The organism is Escherichia sp. KTE172, assembly GCF_000408845.1.
GTDB lineage: Bacteria > Pseudomonadota > Gammaproteobacteria > Enterobacterales > Enterobacteriaceae > Escherichia > Escherichia coli.
Window position 1 is genome coordinate 108,617 of the sequence record NZ_KE137311.1, and the last position, 14,141, is coordinate 122,757.

Genomic DNA, 14,141 nt, shown 5'->3' on the forward strand with positions numbered 1-14,141 from the left:
ATCACCAACTGGCCCACCTACAATAAAGCCCTCATCAACCGTGGCTCCATAACTTTCTGGCTGGATGATGAAGCTATTCAGGCCTGGTATGAGTCGGCAACGCCTTCATCACGGGGAAGACCTCAGCGCTATTCTGATCTCGCCATCACCACCGTTCTGGTCATTAAACGCGTGTTCAGGTTGACCCTGCGGGCTGCACAGGGTTTTATTGATTCCATTTTTACACTGATGAATGTTCCGTTGCGCTGCCCGGATTACACCAGTGTCAGCAAGCGCGCAAAGTCGGTTAATGTCAGTTTCAAAACGTTCACCCGAGGTGAAATCGCGCATCTGGTGATTGATTCCACCGGGCTGAAGGTCTTTGGTGAAGGCGAATGGAAAGTCAAAAAACACGGCAAAGAACGCCGTCGTATATGGCGAAAGTTGCATCTGGCAGTTGACAGCAAAACACATGAAATCATCTGTGCAGACCTGTCGCTGAACAATGTGACGGACTCAGAAGCCTTCCCGGGTCTTATCCGGCAGACTCACAGAAAAATCAGGGCAGCATCGGCAGACGGCGCTTACGACACCCGGCTCTGTCACGATGAACTGCGGCGTAAGAAAATCAGCGCGCTTATCCCGCCCCGAAAAGGCGCGGGTTACTGGCCCGGTGAATATGCAGACCGTAACCGTGCTGTTGCGAATCAGCGGCTGACCGGGAGTAATGCGCGGTGGAAATGGACAACAGATTATAACCGTCGCTCGATAGCGGAAACGGCGATGTACCGGGTAAAACAGCTGTTCGGAGGTTCACTGACACTGCGTGACTACGATGGTCAGGTTGCAGAGGCTATGGCCCTGGTACGAGCGCTGAACAAAATGACGAAAGCAGGTATACCTGAAAGCGTGCGTATTGCCTGAAAACACAACCCGCTACGGGGGAGACTTACCCGAAATCTGATTTATTCAACAAAGCCTCCATAGACTGTCAGCAACATTAAGACAGCACATGCACGAATATCAGAAGGTTTATCCCCACAAGATTCACTGATGAGTCGCCTTACATCACTCCAGTTTGGTCCTGTAGGAACCGAAGCCAAAGAATAAACTCGGGTACTGCGTAAACAATCTACTAGCAATTTATTACATCGACCACAACTGGCTCCGTACCTAAAAAATGCGCGTAAGCAGTAAGTCACATATTGAAGAGAACGTCTCGAGTATCTTTTTTTAAGACGCAAAAACTTCAGAAACTCTTCAGCTGCATAACTAGAAAACACATCAATGATAGCGTTCTCGGCACAGGCTTTCAGGTAACGATGAATCATAAACATTCGACCTCGAATCGTCTCCTGTGACAGTCCCTGTTCATTAACCATGTAAGATTCGAATCCAACGAGCAGCATATCAGTAGAGGAGTCTTCTGCATTCGAGCATATATCAGATTTTGACGGTAAAAGTTCAGTCACGACCATCACCTCTGTTTATAAATATCGAATAACAGTTGTTATGTTGCTTGATATTTATACAGCAGCTCATGGCATCAATATTCAGATCGATATCACAACATAACGATCATCACCACATAAGACCCGTTATGTGAAACTCAACATAACGGGTCCAGCACAATTGCGTTCGGGTGTGTGAAGCTCTCAATCAGCGGTTGCAGGCTGGTAACGGGCTTTTCCGTCGGGTGATGACGATTGCCTGAATATTTCCAGCCCAGCACGTCCGGCAGCGGGTTTTGTGGCAGACGTGGACGGCCTTTTGCCAGGATGTAGGCGCATTCGTGGCGATAGCCCACATATGCGGCCTTCGATGTGTAGTTTTTGGTGAAGACCAGGTGACCAACAACGCTGAATCCCGCATTTTTCCAGGCAGACATAAAACGATCGACGCGATTCCAGCCATAGAAGCTCACCATTAACGCGTCTTTTTTGAGTACGCGGTACATATCATTACAGGCCGGTTGCAGCCATTCATCGGTTTTATCGCCGGCAATGGTACGCCCCTGACGGTCACGAAAACCGACGAGGTACGGCGGGTCGGTGAGGATGAAATCAATGGCGTTATCAGGGATACGGGCCATAACATCGATGCAGTTACCGAGGACAAAACGGGACATACCAAACTCCTTCTCTTACAGAGGGCACCGGGAGGGCACCCCTGTGGTGCCCGTTCCCCGCTGCCTGTGGGCTGTTCACCGCGTCCGGTAACGGGTCAGGCCGACCGTGGAATACCGCAGCCGTCGTCTTTCTGACGGCAAGGTTATGCCGCGAAAGCGGCTTGAAGGGCGTTCATCAGAAAAGGGCGACGGGCTGGCGTACACTGTCACCGACGCCAGCCGGGAGCGGTAAAAGCGCCCGTCCCGTGCCCGCCGGACGCGGGACACTGACCACAGGCAGCGTTTATGCCGCGCCGCGTCAGCCGGCGCAGTAAAAAGAGGAGCACGGCGACATCCTTTGTCGGAAAAGAAACGGGCGGTTTCCCGCCCGTCTCCGTCATACTTCATCCGCCATAATGCGCCACATTGTCGACTATCCACGCAGGTCCGGTGACTTCCGGCAGCTCATCGTCATCTGTCGGGGAAGACCATTCCAGTTCCCCCCACAGCACATCAACGAGCTCTCCGCGCTCATACAACTGCCAGCCACAGAAATCACAGCCCTGTTCGGCATACCAGTGCTCCAGCGTGCAGCTGAAACGGCGGCTTAATTCTGCAATAACGTCGCTTTCCGGCTGACACCACGGCGTGTCGAAATCAACCTGAATGAAGTTGTCTCCCTGACTACTTATATTCAGGTCATACCCACAAGGCCACTTCACGCCATACCGTTCTGTATACCAGTGATATGCAGAAGGAACACCGTTCAGAACACCACCGTTAAAGCCGTTCACTTCAACATCCAGGCGGGTCGGCAGAACCGTCAGCAGGTCAAACGGCATGGTTTTTTCCGGCACTACGTTGTCACACAGACGGTTCCACCACACCGATACATCCTCGCTACCCCAGATGTCACACCAGTCACCTCTTTTTGCGGTGAAATGCACAGTGATGGTTTCCCTGACATCATCCGGTAATCCTTTCCAGCGACGCCGGCCAATACCGCTCTGCAGCCAGAGTTCATGCAGCATCAGGCAGTTTTGCTCATCCAGCAGTACACCGTTCTGCAGGTGTGTCAGCCAGCGGGTGAACGCGATATTTTCCGTCGATACAGCACCACGTCCGGCAGCCGTCACTCCGGGGCACTGCTCAGAGCGGATATTTTCAGTGATCTGCAGAAGTCCGGCACTTCCGGCCAGAAACAGCTGAATACCTTCATTTGTGGCGCGGCGATAAAACGGTGTGACTGCGCCGCTGGCCAGTCGTTTAATCTCAGCGATCTGTGCCGGTTCACCAGAAAAATACATACGATTCGAGCACCAGTTTGGCATGGGAATTCTCCTCTCACATGCGGCCTCCATCAGGCCGTGCCGCACCTGTAACCGGGCGACCGCATACGAATGCAGGTGCGGCCCCGAAGCCGCAGCGCGTGGAGGAGGAACGACGAAACGTGACCGGGTGAGGAGGCCGGCGACAGCGACACACTTGCATCGGATGCAGCCCGGTTAACGTGCCGGCACGGCCTGGGTAACCAGGTATTTTATTCACAGAACCGTGCGCAAAATGCTGTGGATAAGCTGGACACAGCAGTCCACAGCAGGCATACAGCCACACTCTCAGAGAATTGAGCGTTTTTTAGTCACAATAATGACATTTGACTGTGTGTGGATTCAGTTATTAGAATACTGTATATGCATACAGCAACAAAAAAGGGAGATGAGAACATGATCCGCATTGAAATTCTTTTCGACCGCCAGAGCACAAAAAACCTCAAATCAGGCACACTTCAGGCGCTACAGAATGAAATCGAACAACGTCTGAAACCACACTACCCGGAAATCTGGCTGCGTATAGACCAGGGCAGCGCCCCGTCTGTATCTGTCACAGGAGCCCGCAACGACAAGGATAAAGAACGTATCCTGTCTCTGCTGGAAGAAATCTGGCAGGACGACAGCTGGCTGCCTGCAGCATGAGTACCGTTTATCACCGTCCGGCTGACCCTTCAGGCGATGACAGTTACGTGCGACCGTTGTTTGCCGATCGTTGCCAGGCCGGTTTTCCTTCGCCTGCCACTGATTATGCTGAGCAGGAACTGGATCTGAACAGCTATTGCATCAGCAGACCTGCAGCCACCTTCTTTCTGCGCGCCAGCGGTGAATCGATGAACCAGGCTGGCGTGCAGAATGGTGATCTGCTGGTAGTGGACAGGGCCGAAAAACCACAACACGGGGACATCGTTATCGCTGAGATCGACGGTGAGTTCACCGTCAAACGACTGCTGTTGCGCCCACGCCCGGCACTGGAGCCGGTTTCAGACAGCCCGGAGTTCCGCACACTGTATCCGGAAAACATCTGTATTTTTGGTGTTGTCACTCACGTGATACACAGGACGCGGGAGTTACGCTGATGTTTGCACTGGCTGATATCAACAGTTTCTACGCCTCATGTGAAAAAGTTTTCCGCCCGGACCTTCGCAACGAACCGGTCATCGTACTCAGCAATAACGATGGCTGTGTGATCGCGCGCAGCCCGGAGGCAAAAGCCCTTGGCATCAGAATGGGGCAGCCCTGGTTTCAGGTGAGACAGATGCGCCTGGAGAAGAAAATACATGTATTTTCCAGCAATTATGCGCTGTACCACAGCATGAGCCAACGGGTCATGGCTGTTCTGGAGTCGCTTTCTCCCGCAGTTGAGCCCTACTCAATTGATGAAATGTTTATTGATTTGCGGGGGATAAATCATTGCATCTCTCCGGAGTTTTTTGGTCATCAGCTCAGGGAACAGGTAAAGAGCTGGACAGGACTCACCATGGGGGTGGGCATTGCGCCTACAAAAACGCTGGCTAAAAGTGCACAGTGGGCAACAAAGCAATGGCCACAGTTTTCCGGTGTGGTCGCGCTGACGGCAGAAAACCGTAATCGGATCTTGAAGCTACTGGGACTGCAGCCAGTTGGTGAGGTCTGGGGAGTAGGACGCAGACTGACGGAAAAGCTGAATGCGCTGGGTATTAACACAGCACTGCAGCTGGCGCAGGCTAACACGGCATTCATCCGGAAAAACTTCAGCGTCATTCTTGAGCGTACGGTACGCGAACTCAACGGCGAGTCCTGCATATCCCTGGAAGAAGCACCACCGGCAAAACAGCAGATTGTCTGTAGTCGCAGTTTTGGTGAACGAATCACAGACAAAGATGCCATGCACCAGGCTGTTGTTCAGTATGCAGAGCGGGCCGCAGAGAAACTACGTGGGGAGCGTCAGTATTGCCGGCAGGTGACGACATTTGTACGGACATCCCCCTTTGCAGTAAAAGAACCCTGTTACAGCAATGCCGCTGTGGAAAAGCTTCCATTGCCCACACAGGACAGCCGGGACATTATTGCCGCCGCATGCAGAGCCTTAAACCATGTCTGGCGTGAAGGGTACCGCTATATGAAGGCAGGAGTCATGCTGGCTGATTTCACACCATCGGGTATAGCGCAGCCGGGATTATTTGATGAAATCCAGCCCCGTAAAAACAGTGAAAAGTTAATGAAAACACTCGATGAACTGAACCAGTCGGGAAAAGGGAAAGTGTGGTTTGCGGGGCGAGGAACCGCCCCTGAATGGCAAATGAAACGGGAAATGTTGAGTCAGTGTTATACAACTAAATGGCGAGATATTCCCCTGGCCAGGCTGGGTTAGTTCAGTCATCTCCGAACATATTTTCAGCGTTTCTTCTGGTCTGGTCTTCACCGTCATTTCTCGACAGACTCTGCTCTGTAAGGGGAGTACTGCAATCCACAGACGTATGGAGACCAGATTGTTTTTCCAGTAATTCAATCAATTTCTTTTCAACCGAAAAAGCACCTGGTATTACGCTGGAAATCACCTTATTAATATCATCCAGAGTCGTATTTTCTGTCAGTAACTCCGATATCAGCAAAGGAAGACGTTTATCTATAGCTGCAAACGCCGCACCAGTAACTAACATCGCGCGCATGAAACGTCCCCGCTCCTTCAGTTTTTCATTTGCAATGAGCTCATCTGCTATCTTATCTCCTGTCCGTTCATCCGGGAAAAGTTCAAATGAGCAGCGTCTGGATTTATTTTCATCACTCATTAGTCACACCACCTTTCATTTTTATCATTCCCATGACTAAATCAAACTGCGGGGATGAGCTCAGATAAAAGCGCTCATCAGGAACCTTAGTCAGGTTCTTCACAGCCTCGGCCACAATTTCAGCCCCACCACCAACACACATTACATGTGTATAGTCGGTGAAACGGCTGATGACATCATTAACTCGTTTAATAAGCAACTTCTGCCGTTCATTGATAACATTAATGATAGACTCACGCTGTTCAGCATTATAAATGCGACGGGAAAGGTAGTCAGGTTCATTACGGTGCACAATGATATTGTCAGCCTGGAATGAGCTCACTCTTGTATTAGCATGTACAGCCATCTGTTCCTTAACCCCGGATGTAATCAGGGACACGCCGATATTCGGATCACACCAGGTTTTTGTAATCCCTGTCATTTTGCTACGAACATGCGACACATCAAGAGTTGTACCACCGAGATCTACGATCAAAAGGGATTCATCATCCTCAAGCCCCGCAAGAACACTGAAACCAGCGGGAATACTTTCAGGAAGAACGGAAACACTGCGAATAACAAATGCATCACTCCCCTGCACCCGTACTTCACGCATCACATTTTTTTTCTTTCTTTCAATGTTTTGCTTATTTTTCTGATTGTTGGCGTCAAGGTATTCAGAGATCGGCAATGTGACGATGACATCAACAGGCTGCGCTTTCAGGCCGGTCTGCTGTAGCGCATGCTGAATGGCCACAACATTCACATCACTGTACTGATAGCGTGTTTCAGTCGTTACGACAGCATCAGCACTTAATGGATCAAATGAAAACTTCTCGCCGTCGATCTCGTAATTAGCCGGAGCAGCATCATCCAGTAAACTAAAAGACCATTCCGGTTTAAAGCTGTTAGGGCTGATTAACGTTTTCACGTCACCATCCTCCAACCAGGCAAGTTTAATGTTGGTAGAACCATCATCAATAAAGATTTTCATAACCAGTCTCCGTTGCTCATAAACAAATAGAAAAAACAAACATACTTCATACATGCAATGTATATTCAATTATAATGAAAAAACGGTCTTTCTGAAAGGACAAATGCAACATAAAAACACGATAAATTGCATGTACATTGTACACACAACTTTAAGACCAGAGGAAATCATAGATACAAAAACATTATGAAGGTTATATGTGACACATAAATGCAATATAAAAACATCGTGGACATCATGGTTCAGGTTAAGGGAAAAGGAATGAAATGGTGAAACTGAGAGGAAAGGAAAGCGGTGACGAATCATGTCACCATAAACAGAAAGATGTCTAATGGGGACTCTTTAGGTACGTGAAGAATCCCCATAACGCATTTAAAAGACACACATCAGATACCCTTAAGGTATCCGATAGTTTATTGACCTATTGCACCATCACGTTCAAGCTTCTCTCTTATAGCCTCAATAATATATGAGCTAAAATCCAGAGATGTTTTACTGGTCGCTTTAAGTTCCGCATGAGCTTCAAAATACGACAGCGGTATGGCCTTAAGATTCTTAGCCTTCGTCCTGGCAGCCACGGGACGACCTGAAACTTCCTCTGCACCTTCATTTGGCTGAGACGGGGCTGTTGCTGTTACGGCAGAAGAAGAAGTTTGTAATCTGGCAGAATCCACCAGGTTTTTCAGTTTTTCAGCCTGTGCACTAAATTTCGCTTTGCTCATGAGATAACCCAGGATGTTTGTTAGATACTTAAAAGATATCCATTAAAAGCCCAAAGGATACTATATGGATACCCAATAGACACACCTTACTGTTTGTTATTTTCAATCAGATGATTGATTTCTTCGATCAGGGCAATAACTTCCTTACCTCCTGCCGAATAGCGCCCATGAACAGACTCAGTGATTCCCATCCCAGTCTCAATGACATCCTCAAATTCTGCACGAGCAGAAATGCGGCTCTTCATCAGCTTCAGATGTTTGAACGATGGCAGGATTGCATCAAGCTTAGGGAATTTCTTCTTGTTAGGATTAACTTTACAGAGATACAGGTGAGCAGTTATATCGGTCCCCATGATAGAGCTGATTTCGTCCAGTACTCCATCAAAATGCATCAAACCAATACGTTCAGTCAGGGAGTCTTTTGAAGGGACAATAACGCAGTCTGCAAAGGCAATCGCAGTACGGGTAAGATCTGAGTCAAATCCCCCACAGTCAATAAGTAACGTCTTATCGCTGTTCTTGTAGGGAGTCATAATTTCGATTAACTCATCCACTGTTTTGGGTACTTTCACGGAAATTTCTTTTCCTTCAGGTCTCAGCCCCAGAATGATAGAAAGCCCGGTATGAGTATCCAGATCAACTGTATCAGACTTCATTTCACCAACAATGTTTACGGATGAAGTTGTCTTACCCACACCACCTTTGGGATGCGTATTAGCAATAACAGGCATAGTGTATCTCCAGAATCCACATGTAATACCCATAAAGACCCCATAAGACACCTTTCGGATATCCAAGAGGTACTCAATAGATGTTTTTTTACTCTATACCGGTCCTGCATGTCAACAGAATATGAAATACCGATAATATATCCATGAGATATCCGAAAGGGATTTAAAAAAGTCAGAGCTTATGGAATTCTTTTGAGCATAGACACCGCATCGGACTCAGGCATCGAAAACTGCACCCGGTGCCGTGCAGCCACATCCAGTGCAAACACCTTCGTGTAGACCTCCGTTGAGCTGATGGACTTATGCCCCATCAGGCTCTGCAGGACCTTCAGCGGTATACCGGCATACAGCATATGCATCGCATAGGAATGGCGGAACGTATGTGGCGTGACCGGGACAGAGAACGTCACACCGTCAGCGGCAGCGGCGGCAACCGCCTCCCCAATCCAGGTCCTGACCGTTCTGTCCGTCACTTCCCAGATCCGCGCTTTCTCTGTCCTGCCTGTTCGTTTATTACGCCGTTCCATGGGGATTTTCAGTGTTGCCACCATCGTCTGCAGCTGGCTGACGTACCAGGAGTCGGAGAGCGGGACCAGCCGGTGAGTCTGCTGACCGGCGGGCATTCTTCCTGCCGTCCTGGCGGCTTTTTCGGTCCGTTGTTTCAGGGTCGCAAGCTGCACAAACGGATACGGAGGCGTGAGCGAAAAATCCCCCCGCGTCAGCGCCAGTGCTTCATTAATGCGCGCACCGGTGTTCCACAGTGTGGCCAGCAGCATCTTGCGGCGCAGATCCGGGACGTAATGGAGCAGGGCGCTCACTTCAGGGGCCAGCAGGTATTTGGGCAGTTCATCATGAACCATCGACATCTGGCGGAGTGCCAGCGCTGCCGGATAATCGATGGCAACAGGAAGCTGAGCGGCATCCCGGGCATGGTGGATCGGTGCCGGCAGGTGCTGCATATCAGTGTTCACTCCACGGGGAAACGTCGGGCAGGTTTTCCACAACACGGTATTTTCCCGGATAACGGAGCTGGTTACCGCCACGCGTCCGGACGGTGACAACAAAACCCCCGCCCTGGTTGTTTTCGGGGAGCAGGCGATCGCACTGCTCACTCAGCATGTGGATCACAAACGGCGCATCGCTGCCGTCTTCAAATACCAGTTCCAGCGCATCGCGGCCATGCAGTGCTCCCTTACTGATGATGACGTACTCAGCCCCCCGCATCTCCCTGAGTAAATGTTTTGCCGCATCCGGGACAAGCAGCCTGGCTGCGCCGGCATTCCAGCTGAGGTAGACATATCCGGCCTGCGCCTGTACAGACTGCCAGTAATCCGTTCCGGCGACAGCCTGACCTTCATTCTCAATAAAAAACATGGGTGACTCCTTTTTTCTTTTCCGGGCAGGGACGGTCATGCGATAACGTCATCCATCATCACTGCCCTTACCGTCACGCCGTCTGATAACATCATGCCGTTATAATCATCACCATGATAACAAGCATCCATATAACCACGCCGTTAAATTACCGGAGAGCCGTTTCCGTCAGATCCGACTTTCCGGAATATCACAACTTTCCGGAAGTGTACCACGCTGAGGAAATAATCATATCGCTGTTTTCCGCCCCTGCGTGACGCATCACAGGTCAGGGATAAGACACAACATATAGTGTCATCAGCAGCTGAATCCGGCACCACATGTTGTGCTGACGGGAGGTGCGTTGTGTGGGGGGAGAAGAAGATCCGTAACCACCAGAAACCGGATCTGCACGGGGAAAGAGAGAAAATAACATAGGCTGAACATATCCATATGCCTGACATCTGCCTATACTAAACATATGCACACACCCGGTGCAATGAACATCATTCCGGATATGCATCACATATCCACACTTACCCGGGAGAGAATCATGAGAACCGTATCCATTTTTAAAAATGGCAACAACCGTGCTATCCGCCTTCCACGCGATCTGGATTTTGAGGGGGTGAGCGAGCTGGAGATCGTCCGGGAAGGGGACAGCATCATTCTGCGCCCCGTCCGGCCGACCTGGGGCTCATTCCTGGAGCTAGAAAAGGCCGATCCGGACTTTATGACGGAGCGCGAGGACGTTGTCAGCGACGAAGGACGAGTTAACCTGTGAACAAGATCTATATGCTCGACACGAACATCTGCTCGTTCATCATGCGCGAGCAACCTGAAGCATTGCTTAAGCACCTGGAGCAGTCGGTGCTGCGCGGTCACCGTATCGTGGTCTCGGCCATCACCTACTCCGAGATGCGCTTCGGTGCCACCGGTCCGAAGGCCTCGCCACGCCACGTGCAACTGGTTGACGCGTTCTGTGAGAGGCTCGATGCCGTCCTGCCGTGGGACCGCGCCGCGGTGGATGCGACCACGGAGATTAAGGTGGCACTGCGTCTCGCCGGCACGCCGATCGGTCCGAACGACACGGCGATAGCCGGACACGCCATCGCTGCCTGTGCCATTCTGGTGACGAATAATGTGAGAGAGTTTGAGCGGGTACCGGGTCTTGTGCTGGAAGACTGGGTAAGATAACGCTGTAAAACAAAACAGGCGGTCAGGCGCGGCCGGCCGCTCTTTCAGGCAGCGGTATATAAAGGAATAAAAAAATGCCACTGATCACGCGGCTTATGCTGCAAAACTTCAAAAAGTTTCCGGAACTGGACCTGCGCTTCAGCAACGATCGTAACATTCTGGTTGGGGACAATGAGTCCGGGAAAAGCACTATTCTGCTGGCTCTTGACCTTGTGCTGAGTGACAGCAGGCATCGGGTTGAGGCGCTGGGGGTGGAATCGCTCCTGTCACAGTCAGCAGTCAGGCATTTTCAGGAAGGTGAGCGCCGTGCCGATCAGTTACCCGTGCTGACCGCTGACGTTTTCCTGAGTAATGGGGGAGAGCCTGACCTGAACGGCAGGCAAAATCTGGCGGGTATCGATGCGGATGGTCTCAGAATGCGCATTGCTCCCATGATGGAGGAATACGGTCAGGATATACACCATGTTTTGCAGCAGGATCCTGATAATTTTCCCTATGAATACTATTCCGTGCAGTTCAGCACATTCTCCGGTGGTCATTTCGCAGGCTTCAGACGCTATCTGCGCCATCTGTTCTTAGACAGTGCACGCATTGATAACGAGCATGCCGCACAGGAGTATACGCGCACAGTTTACAGCGTCAATGTGCCGGTGGCCGATCGGTACCGGCTTGAAAACAGTTACCGGCAACAGAAAATGCACTTCTGCGCCCGGCATCTGTCCGCCATAAACGACACGCTGAAAACGTATCAGTTTGGCGTGCGTTCCGGCGCTAAATCAGGTCTTGAGGCGAACCTGGACATTACTGAGGACGGTATTTCCATTCGTCACCGCGGAAAAGGAAGACAGTGTTTCATCAAAACGGAGTTTGCGCTGCAGCGGCATCAGCAGCAGGGGGGAGAGATCCACGCGCTGTTGCTTGAGGAGCCGGAGAATCATCTCAGCCATGTCAGTATGAAGAGGCTGGTTAATCAGCTTGCCACGGAACGGCAGACGCAGGTGTTTATTGCCACACACAGTAGCCATATCTCCTCCCGCCTCGACCTACGTAAGGCTATTCTCCTCGGAGCTACCCGGCCGGTACTGATGAATGAACTTTCCGCTGAGACTGCCGCCTTCTTCATGAAAGCACCGGATAATAACGTGCTGGAATTTGCGCTGGCCAGACGCGTGCTGCTCGTGGAGGGGGATGCTGAGTTTATTCTGATCGAGGCCTTTTATCACCGCCTGTATGGCAGGGCACCGGAGGATGACGGGGTTCACATCATCGCTATCGGCGGAACGAGTTTCCGTCGTTATCTTGAACTGGCCCGTCTTCTGGAAAATCGTGTCGCGGCCCTTCGCGACAATGACGGCAACTATCAGCAAAATTGCGATGAACGCTATGCTGACGTGCTTTGTTCCCGCTCCCGGGTATTTGCTGACCACGACAACAGCCGCTCCACATTTGAAATCTGCCTGTATCAGGATAATGCCGACCTGTGTGATGCGCTTTTCCGCGGAACCCGCCGGACACTCACGGTTCAGGATTACATGCTGGCCAATAAGGCAGAAGCAGCATTCCAGCTGTTACAGTTGCACGCCGAAAAGCTGACCGTTCCTGATTATATCCAGGAGGCACTGGCATGGATAAGAGAGTGATATTTGCGGTTGCCGGCTCGGGTAAAACCACGCTGCTGATACGTCGGTTAAGAGAGGACCGGCGGACGCTGATCCTGACCTTCACCGTAAATAATGAAGCACATCTGCGGGCGCAGATTATCAGACGCTTTGGCTACATACCGTACGGGATCCGTGTGATGACCTGGTTTGAGTTTCTGCACGGTTTCTGTTTTCGCCCTTTCCTGCAGGAGCAACTGTCATCGCGTGGTCTGAGCTTCAACCAGCCCCCTTCCAGAATACCGCGCACGAATATCCGGCATTATCAGGATCCCGCCGGACGGCTGTATCACCGGCGGCTCGCACACCTGCTGACAGCCCGGGGGTTGCTGCCAGATATCCGTACCCGACTTGCCCGTTACTACGATGAGTTGTTCGTTGATGAAGTCCAGGACTTTGCCGGCCATGACTTTAATTTTCTGCTGGAGCTATGCCGCGCGGAAATCTCAGTGCTGTGCTGCGGGGATTTTTATCAGCATACCTTTGACACAAGCCGCGACGGTAACGTCAATGCTACGCTGCATGAAGACATAACCCGATACGAGGCTCGCTTCAGGGCTGCGGGTATCATGGTGGATTGTGAGACGCTCAGCCGGACATGGCGCTGTTCAGCTACAGTGTGTGAGTTCATTACCGGACAACTGAACATTCGCATTTCGGCTCATGGAACACATACCACCCAGATTGAAATCGTCACGGATGAAGCGCGTTCAGCGGCCCTGCACGCGGACAACACGATGATCAAGCTCTTCTATCGCGAACATCACCGTTACGGATGCCACTCAATGAACTGGGGGGGCAGTAAAGGACTCGACCACTTTCAGGACGTCTGCATCGTGATGGGGGCCAACCACTGGATGCGCCTCATCCAACAGAAGCTGGCAGCACTTCCACCATCATCCCGTAACAGGCTATACGTGGCCTGCTCACGGGCACGGGGCAACATCTATTTTATTCCGGAAAGCCATCTTCGGAGATTCAGAAACTAAGTCAGCGGCTTCTCAACTGGGCACAAGCCGGTAAAAAGTAGTCAACGACAAAACTTCAGGCCGAAAAATGAGGCTCCGGTTTCGCCGGAAACCGGACCTGCGTGGAGGGAAACCCGCAGATGATATGATATTTATCATTAATCGCATAATAAATCCTGGCCTGATATTTACAGGCAGAGAAATAAATCATTCGATATATGATTTTATCGTCATCAGCCATTAACCCCCCAGGAAGCGCGGTAATGACTCCAACTTATTGATAGTGTTTTATGTTCAGATAATGCCCGATGACTTTGTCATGCAGCTCCACCGATTTTGAGAACGACAGCGACT

At 50.9% G+C, this 14,141-nt stretch carries 18 protein-coding genes and 1 pseudogene; 8 read left to right on the forward strand and 11 right to left on the reverse strand.

What is annotated here, in order from left to right:
• Window positions 1-903: IS5 family transposase (locus G434_RS23870; RefSeq protein WP_077767456.1), on the forward strand; the 903-nt coding region annotated here is incomplete at its 5' end.
• A gap of 41 nt (window positions 904-944) precedes the next feature.
• On the opposite strand, the gene G434_RS26695 is transcribed toward G434_RS23870, so the two are convergent.
• From G434_RS26695 to G434_RS23860, 4 genes and pseudogenes are all read right to left on the reverse strand, one after another.
• Window positions 945-1,451 (reverse strand): site-specific integrase, encoded by a 507-nt coding sequence (locus G434_RS26695; protein WP_001336609.1) that lies wholly within the window; start codon window positions 1,449-1,451, stop codon window positions 945-947.
• Between the two features lie 146 nt (window positions 1,452-1,597).
• Window positions 1,598-2,107: pseudogene (locus tag G434_RS23865) on the reverse strand (DNA methyltransferase); the annotation flags it as partial.
• A gap of 75 nt (window positions 2,108-2,182) precedes the next feature.
• Complete coding sequence (locus tag G434_RS28820) at window positions 2,183-2,494, reverse strand: hypothetical protein (protein WP_014640311.1); 312 nt, start codon at window positions 2,492-2,494, stop codon at window positions 2,183-2,185.
• Window positions 2,491-3,393: a DUF1281 domain-containing protein gene (locus G434_RS23860; RefSeq protein ID WP_125075260.1), complete on the reverse strand. Its 903-nt coding sequence runs from the start codon at window positions 3,391-3,393 to the stop codon at window positions 2,491-2,493. The genes G434_RS28820 and G434_RS23860 overlap by 4 nt, the downstream gene beginning before the upstream one ends.
• A gap of 417 nt (window positions 3,394-3,810) precedes the next feature.
• Between G434_RS23860 and G434_RS23855 the strand changes: the two genes are divergently transcribed.
• The 3 genes from G434_RS23855 to G434_RS23845 are packed head-to-tail and all read left to right on the forward strand — an operon-like array spanning window position 3,811 to window position 5,767.
• The gene (locus tag G434_RS23855) at window positions 3,811-4,059 is read left to right on the forward strand and encodes a DinI-like family protein (RefSeq protein ID WP_000618110.1); all 249 of its coding nucleotides are present in this window, start codon (window positions 3,811-3,813) and stop codon (window positions 4,057-4,059) included.
• Complete coding sequence (gene umuD / locus G434_RS23850; RefSeq protein WP_000109071.1) at window positions 4,056-4,493, forward strand: translesion error-prone DNA polymerase V autoproteolytic subunit; 438 nt, start codon at window positions 4,056-4,058, stop codon at window positions 4,491-4,493. Before G434_RS23855 ends, umuD begins: the two co-directional genes overlap by 4 nt.
• Window positions 4,493-5,767, forward strand: a complete 1,275-nt coding sequence (locus G434_RS23845) for a Y-family DNA polymerase (protein WP_000457498.1) — start codon at window positions 4,493-4,495, stop codon at window positions 5,765-5,767. Before umuD ends, G434_RS23845 begins: the two co-directional genes overlap by 1 nt.
• A gap of 1 nt (window position 5,768) precedes the next feature.
• Here the strand turns inward: G434_RS23845 and G434_RS23840 are convergent, their stop codons facing one another.
• The 6 genes from G434_RS23840 to G434_RS23815 form a co-directional block, all read right to left on the reverse strand.
• Entirely contained in the window at window positions 5,769-6,185 is a 417-nt protein-coding gene (locus G434_RS23840) for a plasmid partitioning/stability family protein (RefSeq protein WP_001278813.1), read from the reverse strand.
• Window positions 6,178-7,158: a plasmid segregation protein ParM gene (locus G434_RS23835; RefSeq protein WP_000688514.1), complete on the reverse strand. Its 981-nt coding sequence runs from the start codon at window positions 7,156-7,158 to the stop codon at window positions 6,178-6,180. The genes G434_RS23840 and G434_RS23835 overlap by 8 nt, the downstream gene beginning before the upstream one ends.
• 413 nt (window positions 7,159-7,571) lie before the next feature.
• Window positions 7,572-7,880, reverse strand: coding sequence for a hypothetical protein (locus G434_RS23830; RefSeq protein ID WP_000030199.1), 309 nt, complete (start codon window positions 7,878-7,880; stop codon window positions 7,572-7,574).
• Window positions 7,881-7,966: 86 nt separating this feature from the next.
• Window positions 7,967-8,611 carry a ParA family protein gene (locus G434_RS23825; protein WP_001144036.1) on the reverse strand — a complete coding sequence of 215 codons (645 nt, stop codon included), beginning with the start codon at window positions 8,609-8,611 and terminating at the stop codon, window positions 7,967-7,969.
• Between the two features lie 179 nt (window positions 8,612-8,790).
• Entirely contained in the window at window positions 8,791-9,570 is a 780-nt protein-coding gene (locus G434_RS23820; protein ID WP_016239126.1) for a site-specific integrase, read from the reverse strand.
• A 1-nt stretch (window position 9,571) separates the two neighbouring features.
• On the reverse strand, window positions 9,572-9,985 hold the full coding sequence (locus G434_RS23815) for a hypothetical protein (RefSeq protein ID WP_016230899.1): 414 nt from the start codon (window positions 9,983-9,985) through the stop codon (window positions 9,572-9,574).
• 532 nt (window positions 9,986-10,517) lie between these two features.
• Here G434_RS23815 and vapB point away from each other — a divergent pair.
• The 4 genes from vapB to G434_RS23795 all read left to right on the forward strand — a co-directional run bounded on the left by vapB (window position 10,518) and on the right by G434_RS23795 (window position 13,808).
• Complete coding sequence (gene vapB / locus G434_RS23810; RefSeq protein WP_001261286.1) at window positions 10,518-10,748, forward strand: type II toxin-antitoxin system VapB family antitoxin; 231 nt, start codon at window positions 10,518-10,520, stop codon at window positions 10,746-10,748.
• Entirely contained in the window at window positions 10,745-11,161 is a 417-nt protein-coding gene (locus G434_RS23805; RefSeq protein WP_001034044.1) for a type II toxin-antitoxin system VapC family toxin, read from the forward strand. Before vapB ends, G434_RS23805 begins: the two co-directional genes overlap by 4 nt.
• A gap of 74 nt (window positions 11,162-11,235) precedes the next feature.
• Window positions 11,236-12,801, forward strand: a complete 1,566-nt coding sequence (locus G434_RS23800) for an ATP-dependent nuclease (RefSeq protein ID WP_001128474.1) — start codon at window positions 11,236-11,238, stop codon at window positions 12,799-12,801.
• Window positions 12,786-13,808, forward strand: a complete 1,023-nt coding sequence (locus tag G434_RS23795) for a DEAD/DEAH box helicase family protein (protein WP_000361402.1) — start codon at window positions 12,786-12,788, stop codon at window positions 13,806-13,808. Before G434_RS23800 ends, G434_RS23795 begins: the two co-directional genes overlap by 16 nt.
• Before the next feature lie 253 nt (window positions 13,809-14,061).
• Here the strand turns inward: G434_RS23795 and G434_RS26705 are convergent.
• Window positions 14,062-14,141, reverse strand: an 80-nt coding sequence (locus G434_RS26705) for an IS1 family transposase (RefSeq protein ID WP_001401901.1), incomplete at its 5' end; no start/stop codon positions are given.

What these genes read in the sequence shown, in the direction of transcription:
- G434_RS28820 (WP_014640311.1), bottom strand. Translation starts at nt 2,494, where the DNA reads ATGAAGTATGACGGAGACGGGCGGGAAACCGCCCGTTTCTTTTCCGAC.
- G434_RS23860 (WP_125075260.1), bottom strand. Translation starts at nt 3,393, where the DNA reads ATGTATTTTTCTGGTGAACCGGCACAGATCGCTGAGATTAAACGACTG.
- G434_RS23855 (WP_000618110.1), top strand. Translation starts at nt 3,811, where the DNA reads ATGATCCGCATTGAAATTCTTTTCGACCGCCAGAGCACAAAAAACCTC.
- umuD (WP_000109071.1), top strand. Translation starts at nt 4,056, where the DNA reads ATGAGTACCGTTTATCACCGTCCGGCTGACCCTTCAGGCGATGACAGT.
- G434_RS23845 (WP_000457498.1), top strand. Translation starts at nt 4,493, where the DNA reads ATGTTTGCACTGGCTGATATCAACAGTTTCTACGCCTCATGTGAAAAA.
- G434_RS23840 (WP_001278813.1), bottom strand. Translation starts at nt 6,185, where the DNA reads ATGAGTGATGAAAATAAATCCAGACGCTGCTCATTTGAACTTTTCCCG.
- G434_RS23835 (WP_000688514.1), bottom strand. Translation starts at nt 7,158, where the DNA reads ATGAAAATCTTTATTGATGATGGTTCTACCAACATTAAACTTGCCTGG.
- G434_RS23830 (WP_000030199.1), bottom strand. Translation starts at nt 7,880, where the DNA reads ATGAGCAAAGCGAAATTTAGTGCACAGGCTGAAAAACTGAAAAACCTG.
- G434_RS23825 (WP_001144036.1), bottom strand. Translation starts at nt 8,611, where the DNA reads ATGCCTGTTATTGCTAATACGCATCCCAAAGGTGGTGTGGGTAAGACA.
- G434_RS23820 (WP_016239126.1), bottom strand. Translation starts at nt 9,570, where the DNA reads ATGCAGCACCTGCCGGCACCGATCCACCATGCCCGGGATGCCGCTCAG.
- G434_RS23815 (WP_016230899.1), bottom strand. Translation starts at nt 9,985, where the DNA reads ATGTTTTTTATTGAGAATGAAGGTCAGGCTGTCGCCGGAACGGATTAC.
- vapB (WP_001261286.1), top strand. Translation starts at nt 10,518, where the DNA reads ATGAGAACCGTATCCATTTTTAAAAATGGCAACAACCGTGCTATCCGC.
- G434_RS23800 (WP_001128474.1), top strand. Translation starts at nt 11,236, where the DNA reads ATGCCACTGATCACGCGGCTTATGCTGCAAAACTTCAAAAAGTTTCCG.
- G434_RS23795 (WP_000361402.1), top strand. Translation starts at nt 12,786, where the DNA reads ATGGATAAGAGAGTGATATTTGCGGTTGCCGGCTCGGGTAAAACCACG.